Origin of the sequence: Candidatus Marithrix sp. Canyon 246 (genome assembly GCF_001723685.1) — a bacterium.
Taxonomy (GTDB): Bacteria; Pseudomonadota; Gammaproteobacteria; order Beggiatoales; family Beggiatoaceae; genus Marithrix.
Window position 1 is genome coordinate 83,140 of the sequence record NZ_MCBX01000006.1, and the last position, 24,511, is coordinate 107,650.

At 36.0% G+C, this 24,511-nt stretch carries 25 protein-coding genes; 14 read left to right on the forward strand and 11 right to left on the reverse strand.

What is annotated here, in order from left to right; translation table 11 throughout:
* Positions 1-8: 8 nt before the first annotated feature.
* The 10 genes from BHU68_RS16300 to BHU68_RS05850 all read right to left on the reverse strand — a co-directional run bounded on the left by BHU68_RS16300 (position 9) and on the right by BHU68_RS05850 (position 10,871).
* Complete coding sequence (locus BHU68_RS16300; RefSeq protein WP_083234942.1) at positions 9-404, reverse strand: amidohydrolase family protein; 396 nt, start codon at positions 402-404, stop codon at positions 9-11.
* Positions 307-795 carry an amidohydrolase family protein gene (locus tag BHU68_RS05810; RefSeq protein ID WP_069470636.1) on the reverse strand — a complete coding sequence of 163 codons (489 nt, stop codon included), beginning with the start codon at positions 793-795 and terminating at the stop codon, positions 307-309. The genes BHU68_RS16300 and BHU68_RS05810 overlap by 98 nt, the downstream gene beginning before the upstream one ends.
* Positions 796-798: 3 nt before the next feature.
* Positions 799-2,406: an NAD(P)-binding domain-containing protein gene (locus tag BHU68_RS05815; RefSeq protein WP_171899614.1), complete on the reverse strand. Its 1,608-nt coding sequence runs from the start codon at positions 2,404-2,406 to the stop codon at positions 799-801.
* 25 nt (positions 2,407-2,431) lie between these two features.
* Complete coding sequence (locus tag BHU68_RS05820; protein ID WP_069470638.1) at positions 2,432-3,442, reverse strand: methyltransferase; 1,011 nt, start codon at positions 3,440-3,442, stop codon at positions 2,432-2,434.
* Positions 3,432-4,844 (reverse strand): pyridoxal phosphate-dependent decarboxylase family protein, encoded by a 1,413-nt coding sequence (locus tag BHU68_RS05825; protein WP_069470639.1) that lies wholly within the window; start codon positions 4,842-4,844, stop codon positions 3,432-3,434. Before BHU68_RS05825 ends, BHU68_RS05820 begins: the two co-directional genes overlap by 11 nt.
* On the reverse strand, positions 4,837-5,961 hold the full coding sequence (locus tag BHU68_RS05830) for a DNA alkylation repair protein (RefSeq protein ID WP_069470640.1): 1,125 nt from the start codon (positions 5,959-5,961) through the stop codon (positions 4,837-4,839). Before BHU68_RS05830 ends, BHU68_RS05825 begins: the two co-directional genes overlap by 8 nt.
* Positions 5,962-5,979: 18 nt before the next feature.
* The gene (locus tag BHU68_RS05835) at positions 5,980-6,756 is read right to left on the reverse strand and encodes an outer membrane lipoprotein-sorting protein (protein WP_069470641.1); all 777 of its coding nucleotides are present in this window, start codon (positions 6,754-6,756) and stop codon (positions 5,980-5,982) included.
* The gene (locus BHU68_RS05840) at positions 6,753-9,035 is read right to left on the reverse strand and encodes an efflux RND transporter permease subunit (RefSeq protein WP_069470642.1); all 2,283 of its coding nucleotides are present in this window, start codon (positions 9,033-9,035) and stop codon (positions 6,753-6,755) included. Before BHU68_RS05840 ends, BHU68_RS05835 begins: the two co-directional genes overlap by 4 nt.
* Positions 9,036-9,048: 13 nt before the next feature.
* A complete protein-coding gene (locus BHU68_RS05845) occupies positions 9,049-10,380 on the reverse strand; it encodes a cytochrome P450 (protein WP_069470643.1) in 1,332 nt (443 codons plus the stop codon).
* Between the two features lie 137 nt (positions 10,381-10,517).
* Positions 10,518-10,871: a hypothetical protein gene (locus tag BHU68_RS05850; RefSeq protein WP_069470644.1), complete on the reverse strand. Its 354-nt coding sequence runs from the start codon at positions 10,869-10,871 to the stop codon at positions 10,518-10,520.
* Positions 10,872-11,279: 408 nt separating this feature from the next.
* On the opposite strand from BHU68_RS05850, the gene BHU68_RS17180 reads away from it, so the two are divergent.
* The 9 genes from BHU68_RS17180 to BHU68_RS05895 all read left to right on the forward strand — a co-directional run bounded on the left by BHU68_RS17180 (position 11,280) and on the right by BHU68_RS05895 (position 20,216).
* Positions 11,280-11,516 carry a helix-turn-helix domain-containing protein gene (locus BHU68_RS17180; protein ID WP_069470645.1) on the forward strand — a complete coding sequence of 79 codons (237 nt, stop codon included), beginning with the start codon at positions 11,280-11,282 and terminating at the stop codon, positions 11,514-11,516.
* Positions 11,517-11,713: 197 nt separating this feature from the next.
* Positions 11,714-13,378 (forward strand): GspE/PulE family protein, encoded by a 1,665-nt coding sequence (locus BHU68_RS05860; protein ID WP_069470646.1) that lies wholly within the window; start codon positions 11,714-11,716, stop codon positions 13,376-13,378.
* A 67-nt stretch (positions 13,379-13,445) separates the two neighbouring features.
* The gene (gene asd / locus BHU68_RS05865) at positions 13,446-14,273 is read left to right on the forward strand and encodes an archaetidylserine decarboxylase (RefSeq protein WP_069470647.1); all 828 of its coding nucleotides are present in this window, start codon (positions 13,446-13,448) and stop codon (positions 14,271-14,273) included.
* Between the two features lie 7 nt (positions 14,274-14,280).
* A complete protein-coding gene (locus BHU68_RS05870; RefSeq protein WP_069470648.1) occupies positions 14,281-16,203 on the forward strand; it encodes a LysM peptidoglycan-binding domain-containing protein in 1,923 nt (640 codons plus the stop codon).
* 58 nt (positions 16,204-16,261) lie between these two features.
* Complete coding sequence (locus BHU68_RS05875; RefSeq protein WP_069470649.1) at positions 16,262-17,326, forward strand: DUF262 domain-containing protein; 1,065 nt, start codon at positions 16,262-16,264, stop codon at positions 17,324-17,326.
* Entirely contained in the window at positions 17,323-18,330 is a 1,008-nt protein-coding gene (locus BHU68_RS05880) for an AAA family ATPase (RefSeq protein ID WP_069470650.1), read from the forward strand. Before BHU68_RS05875 ends, BHU68_RS05880 begins: the two co-directional genes overlap by 4 nt.
* A 4-nt stretch (positions 18,331-18,334) precedes the next feature.
* Complete coding sequence (locus BHU68_RS05885; RefSeq protein ID WP_083234180.1) at positions 18,335-19,027, forward strand: hypothetical protein; 693 nt, start codon at positions 18,335-18,337, stop codon at positions 19,025-19,027.
* Between the two features lie 32 nt (positions 19,028-19,059).
* Positions 19,060-19,764, forward strand: coding sequence for an esterase/lipase family protein (locus BHU68_RS05890; RefSeq protein WP_069470652.1), 705 nt, complete (start codon positions 19,060-19,062; stop codon positions 19,762-19,764).
* Positions 19,765-19,823: 59 nt separating this feature from the next.
* Complete coding sequence (locus BHU68_RS05895; RefSeq protein ID WP_069470653.1) at positions 19,824-20,216, forward strand: AAA family ATPase; 393 nt, start codon at positions 19,824-19,826, stop codon at positions 20,214-20,216.
* 568 nt (positions 20,217-20,784) lie between these two features.
* On the opposite strand, the gene BHU68_RS16305 is transcribed toward BHU68_RS05895, so the two are convergent.
* Positions 20,785-21,915 carry a formylglycine-generating enzyme family protein gene (locus tag BHU68_RS16305; protein ID WP_083234181.1) on the reverse strand — a complete coding sequence of 377 codons (1,131 nt, stop codon included), beginning with the start codon at positions 21,913-21,915 and terminating at the stop codon, positions 20,785-20,787.
* A gap of 79 nt (positions 21,916-21,994) precedes the next feature.
* Here BHU68_RS16305 and BHU68_RS05905 point away from each other — a divergent pair, with 79 nt between their 5' ends.
* The 5 genes from BHU68_RS05905 to rpmG are packed head-to-tail and all read left to right on the forward strand — an operon-like array spanning position 21,995 to position 24,511.
* Positions 21,995-22,330 (forward strand): hypothetical protein, encoded by a 336-nt coding sequence (locus tag BHU68_RS05905; protein ID WP_083234182.1) that lies wholly within the window; start codon positions 21,995-21,997, stop codon positions 22,328-22,330.
* Positions 22,323-22,688: a 4a-hydroxytetrahydrobiopterin dehydratase gene (locus tag BHU68_RS05910; RefSeq protein WP_069470654.1), complete on the forward strand. Its 366-nt coding sequence runs from the start codon at positions 22,323-22,325 to the stop codon at positions 22,686-22,688. The genes BHU68_RS05905 and BHU68_RS05910 overlap by 8 nt, the downstream gene beginning before the upstream one ends.
* The gene (locus BHU68_RS05915; RefSeq protein WP_069470655.1) at positions 22,685-23,809 is read left to right on the forward strand and encodes a 5-(carboxyamino)imidazole ribonucleotide synthase; all 1,125 of its coding nucleotides are present in this window, start codon (positions 22,685-22,687) and stop codon (positions 23,807-23,809) included. The genes BHU68_RS05910 and BHU68_RS05915 overlap by 4 nt, the downstream gene beginning before the upstream one ends.
* A complete protein-coding gene (purE, locus tag BHU68_RS05920; RefSeq protein WP_069470656.1) occupies positions 23,806-24,309 on the forward strand; it encodes a 5-(carboxyamino)imidazole ribonucleotide mutase in 504 nt (167 codons plus the stop codon). Before BHU68_RS05915 ends, purE begins: the two co-directional genes overlap by 4 nt.
* Positions 24,310-24,355: 46 nt before the next feature.
* Positions 24,356-24,511, forward strand: a complete 156-nt coding sequence (rpmG, locus tag BHU68_RS05925; RefSeq protein WP_069470657.1) for a 50S ribosomal protein L33 — start codon at positions 24,356-24,358, stop codon at positions 24,509-24,511.

Sequence of the window (24,511 nt, forward strand, 5' to 3'; positions counted from 1 at the left end):
TGGTTCACCTAAAGTACGGGGTTCACCTTCAAAGGTGATTTCAGCGTCAGTTTTGAGGTTGAAACAACGTTATAACTTCCGCATACTGGCAAGTCTGAACCAAATAATATTTTATGACCAGTTTTTTCCAAATTAGGAAACACAGTTTCCCAATTTTTAGGATCAACCAAACCTGTATCTACATAAACATTTTCAAATTTAGTAATCATATCCACGGCTTCAGTGTGCCAATGAGGCTTACCACCATGAGCCAAAATTAAAACAAGATCAGGGTTTTCTTCCGCTATTTCCTCAAATATTAGGGGTCTAATAAACTTCTGTTCTGTATCTTTTTGAGCGGTGAGTCCTGTATGGAAGACAACAGGCAGATGAAATTTTTCGCAAAGTTGGTAAACTTCCTTCATAACCTTGGTATGGGGGGTCAAAAGAATGATCAGCAGGATAGAATTTGAAACCTTTCACTCCCATTTTCATACTTTTCCAAAACTCATCAATGACATCATTGTGAAAGTTTGGATTAATGTTCCCAAAAGGGATCAGCATTTTGTGGTTTTTACAAAAATTGGCAACCAATTCACTATCAATGGAAAAGTTGGTACCCGGACCACATTCAGCAAACACTATGCCTACTTCTACACCATAAGGTTTTATATATTTTGCTAAATGCTTAGGATCAGATAATACTAAAGTGATATCCACACCTAGTTCCATGGGCCTTCTGGTGAGCAGTTCTTGAATATCTTCTCGTAAACGATAAAAGTCCCCTGCGTGTGTATGAAAATCTATTATTTTCATGTTTTATTTTTCCTTTAATTGTTTTGCAAAAAAGTCATATAATGGACGTTCATGTTCTTCATAATGATATTGCTTCAAATGACGACCAGATATAGACTGACGAATATCAGCTATTCCTTCATAACAATACATTCCAAACAAATCTTCAAGAACATGATGAGTTGCAATCAACTCTCCTCCAGTATAGCGGCGCACAATAGGATGTAAGAAGACATTGGTATAAGATTTGTCATGACTAGGGTGACGATCAATCGCAAAAACGTCTCCATCCCAATCCCCCCATTCAAAAGTAATAATATAGTAATGCTCACTTTTACCAAAGGGGCTATCATGGATATAATCCACAGGGAGTTCAGGATAGTATTGTGCTTGTTTATTCTGTTCATCTACAACAATAAGGTCACACAAGAAGCCAAATTGGGCCCATAGCGCGGAGGTACGACAAATCCGCGCCATTGTAGCTTTTTGCAAGTTTGCGCTGCTTGCCTCAACTAAATTGTTAGGTAATTGTTGCTGATGATATTTTGATTCTATGAAGTGATAAAGTGTTCTAATGTTGTACCTAAATCCATCAATAAAAGCAGATGATGACTTCTTAAAATCTCTTGCCTGCATATGTGTCCCAGCAAAAAATAAGCCCGGAACATTGGAAGATTCCCACATACTTGTCATTGCTGGCAATCTCCCATTTAGGATAAGTTTGGGACAACACGTATCATCAAAAATGGAGTCATCAAACTTAAATCCAGTACACCTGATAACTCGATCATACGCCAATTCTTCAACTTCACTATTAGCATGTGTATAGTTTATAGTGACCACAAAGGTTTTATTCCTTCGTTCAATTTTTTCAATAGTCCCATCAAGCGCACCATTCAAAAGTTTCAACTGATAGGTATCCAGAATTCTAGTGTAATCAGCACGTAGATGCCCCGGATGTCTTGTTTGCCATGCTAGCTCAACTGACTCTGGGCTGGCGAGATGAACAAGTGAAGCAGTTTCCAGAATATTATCCGCAATTTCAAACCCAGAGTTAGCTTTACCAATGATCAGCACCTTTTGTCCAAGAAAATCTTCTGGGTTCATTGAAACATTTTCGTAGCCTTCTTCTACTGTTTCAATACCGGGTATTTCAGGAATATAAGGTTTGGAAAACCCAGTAGCCACTATCAAACAACGGCAAATATACACAGAGTTATTCTGATCAACTAAACAAAAAAAACCGTTATTGTCTTTTGAAACCTGAACAATTTTAGTTCTCTGTTGTATTTTGAGAGAATACCGTGTTGCAAAATCCTTGAGATAGCTCAACATTTCGTTGGAATGTGGATAAAGTCGTTTGCTGTAATCTCTGAACAAAAAATCATAGTCATCAGTTAAAAGAGAATTCCAATCCCATCGTAATTGGATTTCAGGATCGTCATAGATGGAATGAACTTTATTGAATGAAATTAATTTATTGTTTTTGGGATATTTCGTAAAAAATGATCCCACTTCCTTGGCATCAAGGATCAAATAATTATGTCCAGCCTTTTCAAGAAAGTATCCTAATTGCAGCCCCGCTGGACCAGCTCCAATAACTACATAATCATATGTGCTATTTTTATCCATAAATGATTCCGCCATTGTAAAAAAACTATTTCACTCCAACAATAAGATGTTTATCGCCGTTGGAAGTGACTACCTTAAATTCTTTAAATCCCACTTCTTCAAGCCAAGATGTATATTCTTCTGCGGAGCTGTGTTTCCCCCAAGTTTCAAGGAACATAGCAAGATTCATCATGGCTGTAGGCAATGGGCCTGTTTTATCATCGTTGAATAACTTTTCTAAAATGAAAATTTTGCCACCTTCAGGGAGTTGACAGTAAATTTTATTAATAAGTTCAGTCCCCACCTCTCTTGTCCAATCAGATAATATATAGCCGATAGAATACGCATCTCCCTTGGGAAGTTCGCCTTTAAAGAAGTCACCCGCCCTGAACGACAATCGCTCCTCAAGATTAAATTCACGTTTCTTGTCTTCTAAGAAAGGTTGAATTTTGGGCAGATCGAACACAATGGCATTTAATTCTGGATTATTTTCCAATGCTGCAATGGCAAATGATCCGCTACAACCTCCTATATCAATCAAAGTCTTAATGCCATTCATGGGGAATTTATGCGTTAATTCGCGAGCAGGTGTAATACCCATAGCCCACATACTCTCTACGAATTTTTTTAAACTTTCCTGATCAGCATAAATATCATCAAAAATGTTTGGCTTAACTTCTGTGCCAAATACTTTGCTCCATTGAGGTTTAGCCTCAAATAGCCCATTTTTTAAAAAACGGAAAATATCCATCGTCAGTGTTTGGTAATGAGAAAAAATATTTCCCAAGTAATTTGGCGACGATTTTTGGAGAAAACTTTGCAGCGTATCTGGCACTTGAAAAATTTGCCCCTTTTTTTCAAGCAAACCTGCTGCTGTTGCGGCAAGTAAGAGCCTTTCCATGCCATCAAGACTAGTTTTGCTCCAATTAGCTAGGTTTTCTGCTGTATCTCCTTTATTTAAAATAATGCGATCAAACACACCTAATTCGTCACCAACGTAAAGAACGTGGGATGACATGAAGCCATACATTGCGTTATTGAGTACATTAGGTATCATAATTAGTATCCAAGTATGTCAAGATAGTTTGTACAAGTTCATATACATGACTGGACTCTGTGGCAAAATTGCTGATAGCTGCACGCAGATAATGATGCCCCCGCCAATCAAGGAGAGTTACATAATGGTTAGAAGCAACAAGAAAACGTTGTATTGCCATTGTTACTGTGTCCGGTGACTTTATTTGACCTACGCGAAAACAACAGACCGGTAAAACTGGTTTATGAAGCAGTTCTAATACATCTGTGGCAATAACAGTAGCTGCTAAGTCGTGGGTAACTTTTAAGTTATGGCTTAATATACGTTTATAACCTTGCTCGCCTAAATGACGAAACGCAAGCCATAGCCCAAGCGTGCGCCACTGTCGGGTGCCGGAAAAGCTCATCTGAAAAATGTCAAGTTCATCTGTTTCTTCCCAATAATGGCCAGTTGCATAGAAACTTTTGCGTAATTCTTCACCATTCTTGACCAATAAGCAGCCTATACCAAAGGATACAAAGAACCATTTACAGGGATCTAATGTTACTGAATCTGCTCTTTCAATACCTGTGAAAAATTGACGAGTCTCTGCCAAATTAGCATAGGCTCCGCCGGCGGCGCCGTCCACATGAAACCACATATTATGATGAGCTGCCACATCTGCTAATGTATCTAGGGCATCCACAGCACCTGTGGCACTTGTTCCAGCCACACCTATTAGGCAAATTGGTTGATATCCTTGGCGCAAATCGCGTTGAATTGTATCCTCAAGAGCGTTTAAATCAATACAACCTTGTTCATCAATTTCTATAAGTCGCAGAGATTCTCGGCCTAGCCCAAGAAAATCAAGAGATTTCCATACAGAAAAGTGTCCTTCTCTTGACATGTATATGGTGGGCTTATTAGCACTCCTCACGCCTTTGCTTTGCACTTCTCGTCCCAATAAAGTATCCCGTGCGAGCTTGAGGGCACTTGCGTTTGCCATAGTGCCACCATTAGTGACTATGCCATTGGGCAGATTTCCAGACGGTGTATGGTATCCTATGAATTCGGATAACCAGTGTAATGTTTCCGTCTCAATGGCAGTTGCGGCAGGCCCTGCACGCCATGCCCCCGGGGTTTGGTTTAGCCCCATAGCAAGTAAGTCGCCAAGAACCGATACAGGCAGTGGTCTTGGGGATATATAGCCATAATATTGAGGATGCGAAACATTACAGTAGCCACTAAAAATGGTCTGGATTGCTTCTGCAACAGTTTCATCCATATTTTGTCCGTCGAATGGTAATGGCTCAGGTTTTGTTACACGGTGATACAATTCATCGTTCCAAGATAGTACTTTATAATTCTCAGGATGAGAGTATGCAGCAGCAAGGGTTTTTAGAATGGTAACACCAGCCTGTATAAAGTTATCAGTATCATCCATTTTCAGTATCAACTGTAAGAATAAATGCCTGTTGTCCATACGGCTGCCCGTTGATCAACACTTCAAAAATATGTTCCCCTGTATAATATCGGCGCGTCGTAATGACACGAAACTTATGCTTGCGCGTTAATGACAGTGATTGTCGATGTTTAAGAGTCTGTGTAGTCCATTTAAATACCTTGGGTAACAATTTGCCATTTGCTTTGCGATGGTGGATATTATAATCAATAACAATACGTTGTGTATCGTCTGTCAAGGAGCGCAGTTTCAACGATACCTCCAATGCCTCACCCATGCAAATCGAAGAACAGGCAATAGTGATATTTTCTATCTCCACTAGGGGATTAGCTGTAAATCCTATCACTTCAAACACTCCCGGATGCCCTTGTTTTATTAGTGTCCTACAGGCATGTCGAATCAGTTTACGCATTTCGTTGCTGGTATCTTTTGACCATTTTATGACAGTTTCGACAACTTTGTCAGGGTGATCTTTGGCTATGTCGTTGAGATTATTAGCTACGGAACGGCGCACCACAGGATCAGGATCGGTACGCAGTTTCCAAAGCAGTTCCAATAGCTGTGACGGATCGCTCTGAAAGGCAGGAAGTCGCCCCGCCCAAGGTAATCGCGGGCGTGTGCCTTCAGATACTAACCGTCGCACATGCGGATTTGGATCACTTGACCACCGATCTAGGTACTGCAAAGTTAGCTCTGGATATTGGTTTAAGAATGGTCTGATAGCGAACTCAGCAGTGAACAAAGGAGTCAGGTGATAAAGCGCATCAAGTGACTCTTCAAAATATTCTAAGCCAAACGTCTCAACAAAATGACACAATGGCCACACTTCAAAGCCGCTCATTGGTGCTAAATCGCTATCAACACCAGCCACCTGTTTGATTTGCTCCACTGCCCTAGGATAGTAGGGATCAAGATTTTTATGCAAGGCCGATGCTATGTGTCGCACACGATCTTTCATCTGCAAATCTTCAAGCCCCATTGTTGTCTCTTTGATAAAGTTCTCCGTCCGAAATTTGGGTACTACATGGGCACATCGGTGCGCTAGAGATTTAACAGTAGCAAGATTGTAATATTGCTTGAACGATGCTTCATTGGCCATTGTCTGTTTTTCTCCATACTATCGAATTCTTTTCAACCGATTTTTATCAAAATCTCGATTGGTAAAGCCATTGCGGAACTTATAATCCTTCCATACCACCTCTGCTTTTTTGCCAGTTTGGTGGTTAATCATATTCTGAAGCTTAGCACGCCAATAATGACCTAGATAAAGTTGATAATTGTCATATGTCAACGTCTTGAGTGGAGAATTCTTGCGGTCATAAAAGACTTGCTTAATAAATCGGTAGTGTTCCTTATCTATCCAGACTTGCAAGCGCGTATAACCTGAATACTTATATCTAGGATACATATCCACCACATAGGTATCAAGATCACCTAGTTTCTCATCTCGCTGGTACTTATAGCGGTATTTACCAACTTCAAATGAGCTAAGATCTTCGTATGCAAACTCGCTTCCCATAAAGCGACCTGACTTGTTTACAGAACTTATGCGCTTAACTCGTCTAAGCTGTGGCAAGTACAACCATTGATAGTCTGACCGTAGAACATGAGAAAATACTAAAAAAGCTGTTCCCTTAATATCTCTAGGTTGATCAAAGACAGTCAAACTTTTATCACCATCATTTTGAACTTCCATTGTGTTGATACGCATGTAACGTACACTCTTATCACCGTTTCGGTTATACAGCGTCATTGTTAGTTTTGCGCTCATGTCTTGCCAATCTCTATCATGGTGATCCACCTGCTTTGCGATTTCTAAGCCGCGTTGTTCACTTGCTAGGGCATTTAATGTAAATAAATTTAGCAATGCTATTGTCAATAATCGTCTTTTCATTTGGATATAGCCTCCAATTTCATTATAATAAGGGGTAATAAAAATAAATCTACAATAAGTGCAATGCCAATGGCTAGTCCAGCAGTTAAGCCCATGTCACTGTTTAGTTTGAATGTAGAAAGAGTTAAAACTAGAAAACCTGCCATTAAAGTTAAGGAAGTTATGACCAATGCTACGCCTACACTGGAAAATGCATAGCGCACTGCTTCTTCAGATGACAGATTGCGCTCACGACGGGCACGAAGGTATTTGCTGAGGAAATGAACTGTATCATCTACCACAATTCCCAAAATCATACCTCCCATCATCGCTAACGATAGGCCAACTTCTCCAACAAACAGCCCCCATACACCAAGTGTTACTGCTATGGGTACCAAGTTTGAAACCAAGCTCAACATACCCACTTTGAAGGAGCGTAAAACCAAAATCAGCAATACACTAATCAGAACCAAAGCTGCGACTGTACCACCAATCATGCTGCGAATGTTACGGTCTCCTATATGAGAAAACATCAGAGTGGTACTCGCACCTACCGCTGTGATATTCTGAGCGTTATCTGTCAACCAATTCGCTATCCGCTTTTCTAAGACTAACATACCATTTGTAGACATGTTTTTCAACGTCACCACTAGCCTAGTAGCTGACTTGTCGATGTTTATTTGATTGGTGATATCCAATCCATAAGGTAAAGAAAGTTCGTAAAGTAATAGATACTGAGCTGTCAATTCACGATTTTCAGGCAAACGGTACCATTCCTCTTTGTCTTCATGCATGTTCTTATTGATACGTTTAATGACATCAGTGATGGTAGCAACATGTAGCACTTCTGGTTGTGTGCGTAACCAATGTGAGAATTTTTCTACTGTGGCGAGAAAAGAAGGTTCACTGATTCCACCAGATTCGGCAGCCTTCAACGAATATTCAATATTGAATAAGCCAGTAAGGTTTTCAGTTGTAAAATCGTTGGCTTGACGGAATGTAATGGATTCATCAAACCATTCAGGGTATTTGTCATTTAATTCATTCCGTGGAATCATGGCTATAAATACTAATATAATAAGAGACAAGCTTGTTAACAAAAGGATACGCTTATGTATAACAAAATTTGCTAAAGCAAGCATCATTTTTTCGTAGCGATCACCTGAAACCTTCACACGCAAAGGCAATACTGCAATCAAAGCAGGCAAGAATGTTATTGAAAGCAGAAAAGCCATACCTACGCCCAAGGCGACAATGTTGCCTAAATCACGGAATGGCGGTACCTCACTAAAATTCATACTCAAAAAACCCACTGCTGTAGTAAGGCTAGTAATGAATACAGGCGACAAGTTAATGCGTAAACTCTCCTCCACAGCCTCATGCCGATTACGCCCTTCGCGCATGGCATGTAAAAAACTAACCAGTACATGCACCCCATAAGCCACAGAAACAGTGAGAATTATGGTAGGCGCAATTGTGGAAAGCGTCGTCAGGTTAGTACCCAACCAACCTGATATCCCCAAGCCACTGTACATGGACATAAATATAGTAAGTACTGCTGCCACTGTGGCAAGAAAACTGCGAAGTAACAACAATAAAACCAGAGCAATTACCACGTACATAAGCGGTATTAAGGTTTCGTTATCCGCCATCGCTGATTCCATGAATGCATTGTTATACATAACCATACCAGTTAGATGTATCGTCAGATTTGGATAATCCGTTTGTAGGCGAGTTGCCAAGTCTCGCACAAACATCACGATCTCATAGTTCTCCATTGGAGAAACACCGGGTAGTTGTACAGTCACGTTCACACCAGCAACATGTGCTTGTGGGGATACTAATTTACCCACTAGAGTTGGTTCAGACAAAGCAATAGCTTTAACCTGTTTAAGTTGTTTGTCATCTAGGTTTTGGGCATCACGCACCAAATCACCAACAACCACTTCATCACCTATAGCATAGCTATACTGGAAATTAGTGATGGATTCCACCCGTGTGGAATAGGGGGTTTTCCATGCTTCTCTTGTGAGTTGCTCAATGGCAGCCAAATTCTTTTGACTGAAAATTTGACCATCTTTAGGGGCAATCACAAACAAAATATTGTCTGCTTTTTCATAAGTATTCTGTAGTTCTTCAAAAGCGCGTAGTTCAGGGTTGTCTTCTGAAAAATACACCCGATAATCGGTGGAAAATCCTAACCATTTTCCACCGAACGCTGCCGCACCCGCAAACGCGAGCGAAACAAGTAAGATGATCCAGCGCCACCGAACCACTGCTTTCGCAAATAAGTCAATCATAGTTTAGATAACCTTAATAATTTAAATGTGTTAACCGCATCCATAGACCCTCTTTTGACCGTAGCACAAAAAGGCAATCAATCTCAACGGGATGCAATGCGGACAGTTCTATGCGATAACGCTTCAGAATTTCACCGATTATTATCTGTGCCTCAAGCTTAGTTAAACCAATACCAATACATCTCATATGACCACCACCAAAAGGAAAATAAGCGTATTTTTCTCGCTCCTCAGTGTGTTCAAAACGTGCAGGATTAAATACCGCAGGATTATCCCAAAAGCGAGAGTCACGGTGAGTAACATAGGGACTCAGGATAATGTTTGAGTTCGGGGGGATATGATAACCACCTAATTCAGTTTCTGTAGAAGATTTGCGATCCACTAACCAAAGTGGTGGGCGTAAACGAATTGCCTCTGAGAATACATTATCGAAATATGGTAGGTTAGCAAATCCTAAGTGTCCCTCTTTTGTTTCTTTTAAAGTAGTCAACATTTCCTGCCGAACCTGTGTCTGTATATCAGGATAGCGAGCTAGATAATAAAGTGTCCATACCATTGCGATGGCAACGGTGTCAAATCCTGCCAAAAATATTCCCATTATTTCATGAAGAATTTCCTGATCCTTAAGTTCGCTGTCCTGATCACGATTATGAAGCAATGTGGACAGAAAAGATCCACTATCATCAGGTGTTTTACGCTGCTGTGCAATGATGTCAAGTATGATCTTGCTAATTTCGTTTGCAGCAGAGCGCAGGTGGCGGTTATTCCGCGTTGGCACCCAAAGAGGTAGTGGAAGTGCTTCGGACATGCGATAATTCATGCTTTTAAGACTCATAGACCAAGCCTTAGCAACCGCTACCAACATTTTGTTATCCAGTCCACTACCAAAAAGGAAGTGGGTGATAACTTTCATGGCATAGCCAACCATAGCTTCTTGGACATCTATCAAATGTCCTGCTTGTTGCTCTGTTTCCCATTGTTCAACTATCTCCACAGCGTTTTTGTGTATCTGTGGTGCTAGCATAGCTAGACGATTCTTGTTAAAGGCAGGTGCCACCCTATGCCGTTGGCGCAACCACTGCTCACCGTCGGCAATGATCATGCTGCCACCAGCCAGCGGCTCAAACAATGCGGAAAAATCGCTGCGACCAAAAGATTTGTCATCAAATACGCGGACAATATCTTGCGGATTAAATACCAAATACACACTAAACGGCCCCAACCGAAGCTTCACCACATCACCATACTCACACCGACATTGGAGTAAAAGTTGCAAAGGTCTGTTTCTAAACGCTCTAAGATTGCCAAGCAATCTGTCGCCATGCGGACCTGGTACAGTGTTCATAATATCCATCACCTCAAAAGTAAACTAACCATAGCAAAGTCTTTGTCGAATATGGCCGCAGTGTCGCTCACGTTTTCAGTATAGTCAGTGTCTTGCATAAGTTCAGCAACACTATCTGGTCGCGGAAATTGTATGATTTATACCCCATCAAAATCCCAGTCTATCCCTCGTTCATTCGTCGCGCTCAATAACACTTTACCTCCGTGCTTAGCTAACGCAGGTGCTCGCGCTTTTAAATAATGTTCAAGACCCGCAGCGTCACCACCGTCGATAAAGGTAAAAGCTATGAAGATTGTAGTTTTATCAGGAGCGACTTCGTTTAGACATTCCAGAACTGGTTTGATCGCTACTGAACCATCTTGCAAGGGTTCCTGAGAAACACAAATATTTTGCACCGGAAAATTGCCATAGATTGACTTTTCCACTCTGCCCATGAGCGCAGTCTGTGTTCTGGTAACGAAAGTTGTTCCGGTTGATACTGTTAGATACATGCTTCTATTTCCATTTGTTTAACTGTGAATTATTTAATTCAAATCACTAACATGCCATATACTTCTTATAAAGATAAGGCTAATCTAATCCATATATTTATATTTATTATTTATATAATAAATAATGTATTGTATAAAACATTGCTAAATGTGTTACACTTACTACTAGTGTCCATATAATAATATTTATTCCTAAATTAAAACAGCAACTAAAAGTTGTTAATTGCATTTTAATATAAATTAAAATTAAACTTATTGAAAATCATGCTTTTATTTTTATTTTTTAAGTAAATCTACAACTAAAAGTTGTTAATTGCTTGACTGATAGTATCTATTTATGGAATTACCTAAAAATCTTAAAACAATTCGCAAACTAAGGAATTTAACCCAAGAAACAATGGCAGAATTGTGGGAGTTTCGACTTATTCATACGCGAAGATAGAGCGAGGTGAGACTGATGTTAATATTTCTCGACTTCAGCAAATTGCTAAAATAATGGAAATAGAATTGTCACAGTTGTTTTGTTTGGATGAAAAAAAGATATTTCACTTAACAGGAACTCATAACACGCAAGGTGACAATTCCAATTGGCATGTCAATTCTTCTGCGCAAACAGGAATTAAAAACCGCAAAAAAATAAATTGATTATTTAAAACAACAGGTAAGTGACTTGAAATAGATAATTGAATTACTGAAAAATAAGGATAGGAAGTGAGGCTTTACAACAATTTAGATAAACTACAACCATCTTGAACTACCAAATTTAATAAATATTAATTGGTTGATTAAAAAAAATCCGAATAAACGGATTTTTTTGTAAACAACAGCTACAAAAGGCTGGTATGAAATATAAAAATATTATAGACACTCTGGTAGAACAACAAATTATTAGCAAAGATCAATTACAAATCGCTTTAATTGAACAGAAAAAAAAGTCCGATAAATTAGAATCAATTTTAATTAAATTAGGTTTTGTATCTGAAACAGTGATACAAAATATTATTGGTCAAACTTTAGGATTATCCTGTCAAGATCTCTCTAATGTAGTAGCCGATAATGAAGCTATTAAATTAATTCCTAAACAGTTTGCCATTAATAATAAAATTTTACCTCTTAATTTTAATCCAGATAATAATACATTATCAGTTGCAATAGCTGATATTTTTAACATATTTATAATTGATAAATTAAATAATTTATTAGATAATTCCATCAAAATTGAACCGGTTTTAGCTAGTCAAACCGATATTATTTCTGCGATTGATTATTGCTATGGTTTTGAATTATCCATAGATGGAATTCTGCATGAAATTGAAACAGGTATCTTAGAATTTCAAAATAACGATTATCAGCAACCCTTAATACGTTTAGTAGATGCTTTACTTGCTAACGCTGTTAAACATGGAGCCTCAGACATTCATCTTGAACCCGAACAAGGCTTTTTACGAATACGTTATCGTATTGATGGAGTATTGCAACAAATTCGTAGTTTGCATAAGAAATATTGGTCAGCCATAGTAGTACGTATCAAAGTTATAGCAAAATTAAATATAGCCAACACGCGCATACCACAAGATGGAAGATTTTCCTTAAACTTATCTGGAAAAGCAGTTGATTTCAGAGTCTCAGTACATCCCACTATTAATGGTGAAAATATTGTATTACGCATATTAGATCATAAGAAAGCAGTTATAACAATTGAACAATTAGATTTATTAGAACCGAGCTTAATAATTTTAAAACGCATGGTGTTTAATCCACAAGGGATAATATTAATCACCGGACCAACAGGCAGTGGTAAAACCACCAGTTTATATTCTCTACTTCAATATTTAAATACTGAACAAGTTAGCATTATGACACTGGAAGATCCAGTAGAATATATTTTAGGCATAGTACGACAAACTGCTATCAATGAAGCGGTGAAACTTGACTTTGAAAATGGACTAAGATCAATATTACGTCAAGATCCAGATATTATTCTACTTGGAGAAATTCGTGATAAAGCCACAGCTGAAATGGCATTTTGGGCATCTATGACTGGGCATAAAGTCTATTCAACCTTACATACAAACTCTGCGATTAGCGCGATTCCACGTTTATTAGATCTTGGCGTTGTAGCTGATGTAATTGCCGAAAATATGGTAGGAGTTGTTTATCAACGTTTAGTGCGTAAACTTTGTCCAAATTGCAAACAGGCTTACTCTCCCAATGATGAAGAACGTAAACTATTAAAACTATCCAAAACCCAAGATATTACTTTATACTCAGCAGTTGGTTGCGAACAATGTTTTCAATATGGCTATAAAGGTCGTATTGCATTAATGGAATTTTTATATATTGACAACCAATTACAAAAAATGATTGCCAATAAAGCAGCCACATATAAAATAAAACAATATGCTCAAGACAATGGTTTTATAACTTTAGCACAAGAAGCAAAACGTCGTTTGCTTGCAGGTATAACTAGCTTAGATGAAATCTGGCGAGTGGTTGGAATTGATTAAGATTCACACAAAAATCAACGGAGATATGATAAAATCATGCATGAATTTATCAACATTTTTGCAATAAATGATTTTACTACAATATATTATCCCGCAACACATACTCTCACGACTGGTTTTAAAATTTACCCGTTTAAAATTAGGAGGTTTTACTCATTGGCTAATAAAACGTTTTATTAACTTATATAAGGTAAATATGAATATTGCTGAGTCACCTAATATCAGTGATTACAATAGTTTTAATCAATTTTTTACTCGTAGTCTAAAAGCAACTGCCCGCCCATTAGCGGCAACTGATATTATTAGTCCTGTTGATGCACAAATAAGTCAAATTGGTAAAATTAATAATGGCAGTTTAATACAAGCAAAGGGACGCTATTTTCAGCTAGATGACTTGCTAGCTGGGCAAACTGATATGGTGAATTTGTTTAAACAGGGTTTATTTACTACTTTGTATCTAGCCCCTAAAGATTACCACAGAATCCATATGCCTATAACAGGACGCTTAAAAGATATGGTATATGTACCCGGACGTTTATTTAGCGTCAATCAACGCACTAGTCGAGCAGTACCTAATTTATTTGCACGTAATGAGCGCGTTATTTGTTTATTTGAAACCGAATTAGGACCAATGGCCATGATTTTAGTAGGCGCACTTTTCGTCGGTAGCATAGATACTGTTTGGGCAGGTACAGTCGCACCTAGCCGTTTATCTAGCATTAAACGTTGGAACTATTCAGAACCGGTGTTAGAAAAAGGAGCGGAAATGGGACGTTTTAATATGGGATCTACCGTAATTATATTGCATGATGCTCAACATGTTGCATGGTTATCAGAACTAAAACCACAACAAAATCTAAACATGGGCGAAGGATTGGCGCAAGCTTTGCGATAAGAAAATTATGAATATTAAACATATATATATATTATTAATTAGCCTAAGTCTTTTGGCTTGCAATGAAAGTAAACATGCTGATTCTTCAGCATTTGTAAAACCAGTTATTTTTGTAGTTTCCAAAAATGATAATGGAGTATTTTCATATACTTATACTCTGGATAATTCAACTAGGGTACAAGAACCTGTAAAACCTGTCATTAAATCAACAGTTGTGACTACAAGCACTCAAACTGTAGTTGAAGAACAACTTCCAGAAGTTACTTTATCTGAACCATATAAACCATATTTTTCTGGTAAAAATGATTTATGGGATAGAATACGTAAAGGTTACAAATTACCAGTTTTCTCCAATTCTAAGATACAAGCTCATATTGATCGCCGTGTAAAATATTCAAGATACTTAAAAAGACTGTTAAGTCGTTCACAACCTTATCTTTATGATATAGTCAAACAAATTGAAAAACGCAAAATGCCAATGGAACTAGTCTTGTTGCCTGCCATTGAAAGTTCATTTAGACCATTAGCTCTTTCAAGAGCAAATGCAGCTGGTTTATGGCAAATGATTCCTATGACAGCTAGCGATTATAACTTGCAACAAGATGAATGGTATGATGAACGTTATCATATATTTAAATCGACACGCGCTGCTTTGGGATTCTTGAAAAATCTTAATAGACTATTTGGTGGCGATTGGTTATTAACATTAGCGGCATATAATTATGGTCCGGGTAATTTGAAAAAAGCTATTAATAAAAATTTAGAACAACAATTACCAACAGATTTTTGGTCCTTAGAATTACCAAAAGAAACAACTAATTATATACCTAAACTCCTAGCTTTATCCAGAATAGTAGGTAATCCAAAAGAATTTAAGGTTCAAATACCTTCGATTAAGAATGAACCATATTTAACAAGGGTTAAAGTAGATCGTCAAATTGATATGACTTTTGCTGCACAATTTTCTGGTTTATCATTAAAACAAATGAAAACTTTAAATGGTAACTATATACGAGAAGCTACAGCTCCAAAAGGCAGACACTATTTAACATTACCAGTAAATAGAGTTAGTAGATTTAAGAGACGTATAGCTCAAACGCCACCTGAGATTTTATTATCGATTAATATTTTAGAACCTCCGCAACCGAAAGAAACACAAGTGGCTGCTATTGATCCTCATAAGGTAGGTGCTGGTGAAAGTTTATGGAAAATCGCTAAAAAATATGCAACTACAATTTCTGAACTGACTAAATGGAATGATTTAGAATCTAAATCAGTGAAAGTAGGGCAAAAATTAGTTGTATCAGCTCCTCCTGAACCAGTTAAACCAGAAACAAAGCCAGCTGTGAAACATAAAGTTGAAAGTGGTCAAACCTTATGGAATATTGCAAGACGCTATAATATTAAAGTGGCGGAACTGAAACAGTGGAATAAGTTGGGAAATAAATCAATCAAAGCAGGGCAAGAATTGATTCTATCAGCTCCAATAATAGAACCATTGGTAGTAGAAAAACCAATCTTAGCAGCAGTAGCACCAATCAATGAAACTGTTCCAATAGTAGAAGAAGAAAAAAAGCAAATTATTCTAACGCATAAGGTAAAAAATGGTGAAACTTTATGGAGAATTGCAAGACGCTACAATGTCAAGACGACAAAAATCCAGCAATGGAATAAATTACAAGGAAAAACAGTACGTGTTGGTCAACAATTACTAATATCAGAACCTCCTACACCACCACAGACTGTAAAACTACCAACAATAGTAAAACATAAAGTGAAAAAAGGCGAAAGTTTATGGACAATAGCTCAACGCTATAAAATTACAGTGACTCAACTAAAACAACTGAATAGTCTGGAAAATAAATCAGTATTTGTTGGACAATCCTTGTTAATTGCCTCAAGAGAAACTATATTAGATAATACTAATTAATTATAAAAATTGAAACCACCGCCTTTTAAGCGGTGGAAACTAGTGGTAAACTAAAGGTATGCAGGAAGATGAAGAAGATTTAGATGATATTTATCCCGACGCTAGAGTTAAAATATCTAAAGAACAATTTAGTATTTATGATTTAAAAAGACAATATGATAAACGTCAAAAGATCATTATAGCACCTAATTTTCAGAGAAAAGATGTATGGAAACCTAAGCAAAAAAGTGAATTAATTGAATCCGTTTTAATGGGTATTCCTATTCCAATAATGTATTTCTTTGAAGACAAGGATGGTAAAAGACAAGTTGTGGATGGTCGTCAAAGATTAACTACATTTTTTAGTTTTATTGATGGTGGATTTAAATTAAACAATCTAAAGATTTTAAAAGAGCAAAATGGCAAAGGCTTTAAAGATTTAGAACTGGTTCATCAGGCGATGATTGAAGATTATCAATTGTTTATTTATGTAATTCAACCACCTACACCTGAAAATGTCAAGTTTGAGATTTTTGATCGAGTGAATCGTGGTGGCACTCAATTAAAACCTCAAGAAATGAGAAATGCTTTATATCAAGGTAAAGCAACAAAATTATTAGACCGATTAGTCAAATTTGATTGTTTTAAACAGGCTACCAATAATGGCATAAAGGACGAAAGAATGAAAGATAAACATTTCGTTTTAAGGTTTTTGTCTTTTTATATGTTATATGAAAATTGGCTAGACAATATTGAATATAAAAGTGATATTGATGATTTTCTAGCTAAGGCTATGGAATTTTTAAATAAATCAAATGACGACATAATTGAAAAAATAGAACATATATTTAAAACTGCAATGCTTAATAGTTATAAAATTATTGGTGAAAATGGGTTTAGATTCGGAACCAAAGAGGGTAAAGCTACTAAACGAATTACTATGGCATTATTTGAAATAATCGCATATTTATTTAGCAATAAAGATATTGGAAATCTTGATAAAGATTTGGTAAAAAAAGAAGTTGAACATCTAAAATCAGAATTTGAACAAAGCGGAACTTTCTTGAGCAGAATAGACAGTTCAACTAATGTTGCCTACCGTTTTAATAAAATTAAAGAACTCAGAGAAAAATTATTATCATGATAAATCACTTAAAAATTAAACGATTCAAATGTATTGGTGATGAATCTTTTACTTTTAAGAATTTAACCATCCTAACAGGTGTAAATTCTGCGGGTAAATCTTCTGTGATTCAAAGTATTTTATTAATCTCTCATTATTTTGGTGAGAAAAAATTCTTGTCAGAAAATCTGCTTGATTTTACTAATAATAGAAATAAATATTTAAATGCAAAAGAATTTTCAATTGAAATAGATGATACTAGTTTAACTAAAAATATTGATGGTACAAATAAACAAGGTAGTTTACTGAATTTTACGAATGAACAAGATATTTTTTATCTAAGTGCTAATAGATTAGGACCCGAGGAACTTGCTTTATATAGTAGCGAAAATAAAATTGGTAAAAATGGTGAATTTATTTTTAGTTATTATGAACAAAATAAAACTAATGTTATTGAAAAATATTTAATCAAAAGTGCAAATTCAGATACATTACAGAGTAATATTGATTATTGGTTAAGCTATATTTTAGATGCAGAAGTAGAGCTTAGTACAGAAAGAGTTGCCGCTAGTCATGTCAAAGTTAGTTATAAGTTCAATAAACTTCAAGCAATCTCACCTGATGGTTTAGGTGCTGGAACTAGCTATGTGGTTAAAATTTTGATTGTCTGTTTATTAGCTAAAAAAGGTAATATTTTATTACTAGAAAACCCAGAAATTCATTTACATCCCAAAGCTCAAGCCAAACTTGGTGAATTTTTTGCTTTTATTGCAAATAATGGCATTCAAGTTGTTTTAGAAACCCATTGTGAAAATTTAATTGATAGAATTAGATATGAGATCTATAAAAATCACATTAATAATGCTGATGTTGTCATTTACTATAAAGAAGATTCAAATACACCTTTTGAAAAAATAGAAGTTGATGGCACTGGGCATTTCATTCGGGAAAATAAAGAAGCTAATGACAATTTTCCGTCCAGTTTTTTCGGAACCAATTTAACGGAACTGTTGGAAATGGGATAAAATAATGGAATATACGATTGTTTTAAGCGATGAACTGTTAAAAGCGTATTATGACTTTAAAAATGCCAAACATGTTGATCCACAGATAATAACCAATCTTTTAAAGTATTATTCTAGGCATTTAACCAATATTGCCCAATTAAAAAGAATTGCCATAGAGGTGGATAATTCTGTCAGCAAAAAATTATTACGAAAAGGTTATATAAATCAAACATTAGAAGAACTTTGTGAACAAACTAAATATAAACTTATTTTAAACACCGAAAGAAATGATTATCCTTATATAAATATTAATGCTGATAAAATAGAAAGAAATTTTACCGCTACCTATAATAAAAATGAAAGCCGTGATAAAACTATTAAACATATAAAAGCCTTATGTAGAAATGCTAAATATATTTTTATATATGATAAACATATGAATGATAAAGTTATTCAAAAAATATCTCACATTTTACCTCAAAAGAAACTGAATATAATTTATAAAGCTAAACAATTATCTCAAGTACAAATCAGTAGCTTAAAAAAAGAATGTAAGGATTGGAAAATTCAACAAGATAGTAAAAATACCTATCATGATTATCACGATAGATATTTATTGATTGATAATAATATAGAAATTATTTTAACCAGTGGATTTGATTATTTATTTGATGAAAATAAAGATTTTACCTATATTGTAAGAACTCGGTTTTAAAAAATACTAATTAACTATCAGAGGCAAAAAAAATGTCATTACGCATAATCACTTTTTTATTTATTTCATTCTTGAGTGCATCCAGTTATGCCGGAAAAACTGTAGTGCTTGTTCATGGATATTTAGGCGATGCTAGTTCTTGGTACAATCATGGAATTGTAGCTGCTTTGCAAGGCTATGATACATATACTGTTAATTTACCTTCAGAAGCACCATTAGTAGTACAAGCACAATATTTAGATGGTTATTTACGTGATATAAAAGCTAAGCATCCACAAAATTCATTAGTTTTAATAGGACATTCTGCTGGTGGAATAGTGGCACGTTTGGTAATGGTAAGAAGTGGCATAGCAATTCAAGGATTAATTACTATTAGTAGCCCTCACTTAGGAACTGATAAAGCTGAATTAGGTTATAAAATCAGTAATAGCCCACTTGCTTGGGTAGCTCCTTTTTTGGGATTAAATACTATTAATCGTTCCAAAGATTTATATCGAGATTTAAGCAGAGAACATCCTAGTTCATTAATATTCTGGCTAAACCGCCAACCACATCCCCAAGCATTTTATGCTTCAATTGTCAGAGTAAAAGGCGATAAATGGGTAGCACCATATAGTCAAGATTTAAATGATGTGCCTGCACTACATGGATTAGCAACCACAATAACCAGCGTCGGAACACATTTTTTACAACCGGCTGATGGAGCCGTTTTAGTTGATTTGTTGAGAAATATGTAGTCTCTGATATGTTTTAACTATGCTATAATACTAAATATATTCAAAATAGCGTAGTTAAAATGTATTATCAAAGAGAAATAGAAAAAAAGATTAATAAATATATAGATTCTCCTGAAATTATTGCTATCTTTGGTTCAAGGCAAGTTGGAAAGACTACAATTTTAAAGCATATATATCACAATTCTGAAAATGCTCTTTTTTTAACTTTTGATGATATTGAAACTAAAATTTTATTTCAAGAAGATATAAAAAGTTTTATCAAACTCTATATTGAACCATACGATAGAATTTTTATTGATGAATTTCAATATGTCACAGATGGCGGCAAGCATTTAAAAAACTTTAACTCATTAGAAAATAAAGTCGATAAAGCAGCGATTTTAGAAAATTTTGTTTTTAGAGAATTAGTAGATAAAGATGTAAAATACTACAGAAACAAAAATGGTTCATAAATTGATTTTATTATATATTTTTTAGAAAATTATCCTTCAAATATTGGATATATACTGAACTTTAATAAAATTGCAGAAATTTCAATTAATAATTCAATAATAAAATTATTACCACATTTTTTTGCTGGTAACTTGAAAAACATTTTTCAACCCAAAAAATAACCAAATGCCAATATTTTATCAGCTGCCCCTGAAAGGGCGATATATAAGCAATTATTATCATAAATATGGTATTTTTGGATAATTTTAAGAGATTTTCAATATTCACGTATTATGTATCGCCCTTTCAGGGCTAAAATTCTAAATAAATCCTAGGGCGTTGCCCTAGGCTAGTATGTAAGCCCCTTTCAGGGGCAACTTAACAGCCTTAAATATTGAGTACAACGAATAGTAACAACAACGAATATATATCGACAAATTGGAGTTCAAAGCGTAGCTTTGTCAAAATAACTCCAAAAAAAAGCAAGGGGGGATGATAAATATGACTTTGCATAAACTCCCTACACCCCCCCTTGCATCCCCCCATTATTAAAATAATGAAAAGGGTAAAAAGATAAAGTTTAAATGGTTATAGCCTGGATACCCGGAAGCCCACGCTGCCGTCGCGGCCCGTCGGCTTGTACCCGTTGCGGTAAGCCGAGCGCACGAACCACGCGCTGTTGTACCACGAGCCGCCGCGAAGGGACAAACTATCTGCACTTGTAGCACATTGTTTTTCTTTACCATTATATTGGCTGTCATATTCAGAACAGGTCCATTCGGATACGTTACCAGCAGTGTCATGTAAACCAAATGGATTAGCAGAAAAAGAACCTACTGGAGCAGTTTGTTTACTATCCCATTGACTACCACAACCATAACAGTTAGCATTATTGCTACCAATTTCATTACCCCACCAATACTCAGTATCCGTACCTGCTCTAGCCGCATATTCCCATTCAGCCTCCGTTGGCAAACGATAATTTCCTCCTGTTAGTTGACTTAACCATTCTGCATAAGCTGTAGCATCATGCCAATAAACATTCATTACTGGACGATTACCACGCCCCCAACCTTTATCATCAGGTTTATTTCTACCAGTAGATTCAGCAAACTGATCATATTCAGCAAAAGTGATTTCATATTTACCCATATAAAAACTTTTCATTGATACTTTATTATCTCCCATTTTAAATGAACCGGCTGGAATTCTAACCATTTCTGGCTTCAACCAACCAAATTCCCATACTTTTTTATCTCTTATAATTATTGCATTACCAATAATAGAATGATCATCTAACCTATTTACCTGAATAAAAAAAGGCTTTTGTTTACCAGCTTTCCATAAAGTTTCTGCTTCTAAAGGTGCAATATTAATCCATTTTTGTGTCTCATAAGGAAAATCACTAAAAAATTGCTTAACCCATTTAGCTTGCCACTTAATTTCAAAAGAAAGTATTTCTTTATCAGCATCATAATCGGTAAGAGATACAACACCAGCCTGATAAGGTTTATCACCATTTCTTCCAGCTTGATTGAATTTAGCTAAAGACTCATCTAAATATTTCCTAAAATGATTTTGAAAATCAACAGTCTTTTCAAACATAGCTTTTTTTAGTGGAGGATTAAAAATAGCTGCAAACGATGGCGACTCACTAGAATTATCATTACAACTAGTAGTGAATAACAAAAACAATATGATAACCATATAACGATACATATACACACCTAAACTTGAAATAAAAAATTAAACCCAAAAAATAACAATCAAATTATCATATATAAATATACTAAAAAAAATGCCAATATTCCAAGTAACCAAACAAGCAGCCGCTCAAATATTACAAGCCGCTGAACAAGCTGACATGAAAGGCTCCGCCTTACGTCTTGCGCCATTACGTAATGCTGATGGCACTATTGAATATAATAAAATGGGATTTGATAAAATCCAAAATGATGATGTACACATCCATACTGAAGATGTCGATATTATATTCAAATCTGCCTATAAAGAATTATTAGAAGGTGCAGTTATGGATTTTGTTGAGATTGAAAAAGATCAATTTAGCTTTATATTCCTAAATCCTAACGATTCTAATTTCGTACCACCAAAAGAAGATAAACCTCATGAGTGAATTAACAAGCAAACGTTGTAAACCTTGTGAAGGAGGAGTTGATCCTCTTACATTAGAACAATCTCAAGACTTATTAAAAGGCTTAACAGATTGGCAACTCACCGCTGATGGCAAACAAATCAGCCATGATTTCAAATTTAATAATTACTACGAAACAATGGCATTTGTCAACGGCGTAGCATGGATGACACACTTAGAAGATCATCATCCAGACATGGAAGTTGGTTATAATCACTGTTTAATTACTTATACTACTCATGCTATCAATGGATTATCAGAAAACGATTTCATATGCGCTGCCAAAGTGGATGCCTTACTAGCACCAGCAGAAACAGTTTCTCCAACTTGTGAAATATGATTAAAAAACGGATTGGCATAATTGGCGGCGGGCAATTGGCGAGAATGTCAATACAAGCCGCCAAACAAATGGGATTTTTTATTACAATATTAGATCCCACTCCAGAATGCCCAGCCGCACAAATTGCCGATGCACACATTGTCGGCGATTTATATGATGCCGCTAAATTAGAGCAATTAGCAAAAGTTAGTGATGTATTAACATATGATATTGAACACATAGATGTAGAAATACTAAAACAACTACATCAACAAGGTCATATTATTTATCCATCGCCAAACACCTTAGCTTTAATTCAAGACAAACTTTTACAAAAACAAACGCTAGCAGATAATAATATTCCAGTACCGAAATTTGAAACCGCTGAAATAACAACCCAAACCAAATTTCCCATAGTACAAAAAGCCCGCTATGGAGGATATGACGGTAAAGGTGTAGTCATATTAAATAGTATTGATGATATAAATAAAGCTTTATCCAGCCCATCAATGCTAGAAGAGCGTATTGACTTTGAAAAAGAATTAGCCATAATCATAGCTAGAACCGCCAACGGCGAGATTGCAACTTACCCAGTTGTAGAAATGGTATTTGATGAAAAAACCAATATTTGTGATATTGTAGCTGCACCAGCGGCAATTGATCAAACAACCGCCGAACATGCCCGTAAAATAGCCATACAATCAGTAGAAGCATTGGACGGAATAGGTGTATTTGGAGTAGAAATGTTTCTAACTAAATCTGGAGACATTTTAGTCAATGAAATCGCGCCAAGACCACATAATTCAGGGCACTATACAATAGAAGCCTGTATTACTAGTCAATATGAACAACTAATACGTATTATTAGCGGCTTACCACTAGGCTCCACCAAACAACTAAAACCAGCAGTAATGCTAAACCTACTAGGTGAAGAAGGTTACACAGGAACCCCTCAAATTGAAGGATTAACCACCGCCCTAAAAATTCCCGGCTTGTCATATCATTTTTATGACAAATTAAGCACCCACCCCTTTAGAAAAATGGGTCATATTACTATATTGGATAATAGCCTTAACCAAGCTATGACCAAATTAGAACAAATAAAAGACATCCTTAAAATTAAAGGAACAGACACAATATGACTAGGGTAGGAATTATAATGGGCAGTGATTCAGACTTGCCGATTATGAAACAAGCGGCAATAATACTAGAACAACTAGAAGTTGAATATGAATTAACGATAGTCTCAGCTCACCGCACACCAGAACGCTTATTTGATTATGCCAAACAAGCAGAAACCAAATTAGATGTAATTATTGCAGGTGCAGGCGGTGCTGCTCATTTACCCGGAATGGTAGCCTCAATAACAAGCTTACCAGTAATAGGGGTTCCAGTAAAAGCCTCACATTTAGAAGGACTTGATTCCCTACTATCAATAGTACAAATGCCAGCCGGCATTCCGGTTGCAACCGTAGCAATCAACAATGCCAAAAATGCTGGCATCTTAGCGGCACAAATAATAGGCATCAAAAACACCAAAATACGCCAAAATGTCAAAAAATATAAAGCGCAACTAGAAAAAATAGTTACAGAAAAAGCGCGGAAATTAGAAGACATTGGCTATGAAAAATACTTAAGCTAACAAATTTTGTGTTAAAATTAACCTGATTTGAAATGGAGTAAATACAATGCGTGATAAGATAAAATTAGTTTCCTCAGCCGGAACCGGACATTATTATACTACAAGTAAAAACAAGCGTAGTACCACAGAAAAGTTAGTATTTAAAAAGTATGACCCTGTTGTACGTAAACATGTAGAGTATAAAGAAGCTAAAATTAAATAA

Coding starts and splice junctions, on each gene's coding strand:
- BHU68_RS16300 (WP_083234942.1), bottom strand. CDS start 404: ATGAAGGAAGTTTACCAACTTTGCGAAAAATTTCATCTGCCTGTTGTC.
- BHU68_RS05810 (WP_069470636.1), bottom strand. CDS start 795: ATGAAAATAATAGATTTTCATACACACGCAGGGGACTTTTATCGTTTA.
- BHU68_RS05815 (WP_171899614.1), bottom strand. CDS start 2,406: ATGGATAAAAATAGCACATATGATTATGTAGTTATTGGAGCTGGTCCA.
- BHU68_RS05820 (WP_069470638.1), bottom strand. CDS start 3,442: ATGATACCTAATGTACTCAATAACGCAATGTATGGCTTCATGTCATCC.
- BHU68_RS05825 (WP_069470639.1), bottom strand. CDS start 4,844: ATGGATGATACTGATAACTTTATACAGGCTGGTGTTACCATTCTAAAA.
- BHU68_RS05830 (WP_069470640.1), bottom strand. CDS start 5,961: ATGGCCAATGAAGCATCGTTCAAGCAATATTACAATCTTGCTACTGTT.
- BHU68_RS05835 (WP_069470641.1), bottom strand. CDS start 6,756: ATGAAAAGACGATTATTGACAATAGCATTGCTAAATTTATTTACATTA.
- BHU68_RS05840 (WP_069470642.1), bottom strand. CDS start 9,035: ATGATTGACTTATTTGCGAAAGCAGTGGTTCGGTGGCGCTGGATCATC.
- BHU68_RS05845 (WP_069470643.1), bottom strand. CDS start 10,380: ATGAACACTGTACCAGGTCCGCATGGCGACAGATTGCTTGGCAATCTT.
- BHU68_RS05850 (WP_069470644.1), bottom strand. CDS start 10,871: ATGTATCTAACAGTATCAACCGGAACAACTTTCGTTACCAGAACACAG.
- BHU68_RS05860 (WP_069470646.1), top strand. CDS start 11,714: ATGAAATATAAAAATATTATAGACACTCTGGTAGAACAACAAATTATT.
- asd (WP_069470647.1), top strand. CDS start 13,446: ATGATTTTACTACAATATATTATCCCGCAACACATACTCTCACGACTG.
- BHU68_RS05870 (WP_069470648.1), top strand. CDS start 14,281: ATGAATATTAAACATATATATATATTATTAATTAGCCTAAGTCTTTTG.
- BHU68_RS05875 (WP_069470649.1), top strand. CDS start 16,262: ATGCAGGAAGATGAAGAAGATTTAGATGATATTTATCCCGACGCTAGA.
- BHU68_RS05880 (WP_069470650.1), top strand. CDS start 17,323: ATGATAAATCACTTAAAAATTAAACGATTCAAATGTATTGGTGATGAA.
- BHU68_RS05885 (WP_083234180.1), top strand. CDS start 18,335: ATGGAATATACGATTGTTTTAAGCGATGAACTGTTAAAAGCGTATTAT.
- BHU68_RS05890 (WP_069470652.1), top strand. CDS start 19,060: ATGTCATTACGCATAATCACTTTTTTATTTATTTCATTCTTGAGTGCA.
- BHU68_RS05895 (WP_069470653.1), top strand. CDS start 19,824: ATGTATTATCAAAGAGAAATAGAAAAAAAGATTAATAAATATATAGAT.
- BHU68_RS16305 (WP_083234181.1), bottom strand. CDS start 21,915: ATGTATCGTTATATGGTTATCATATTGTTTTTGTTATTCACTACTAGT.
- BHU68_RS05905 (WP_083234182.1), top strand. CDS start 21,995: ATGCCAATATTCCAAGTAACCAAACAAGCAGCCGCTCAAATATTACAA.
- BHU68_RS05910 (WP_069470654.1), top strand. CDS start 22,323: ATGAGTGAATTAACAAGCAAACGTTGTAAACCTTGTGAAGGAGGAGTT.
- BHU68_RS05915 (WP_069470655.1), top strand. CDS start 22,685: ATGATTAAAAAACGGATTGGCATAATTGGCGGCGGGCAATTGGCGAGA.
- purE (WP_069470656.1), top strand. CDS start 23,806: ATGACTAGGGTAGGAATTATAATGGGCAGTGATTCAGACTTGCCGATT.
- rpmG (WP_069470657.1), top strand. CDS start 24,356: ATGCGTGATAAGATAAAATTAGTTTCCTCAGCCGGAACCGGACATTAT.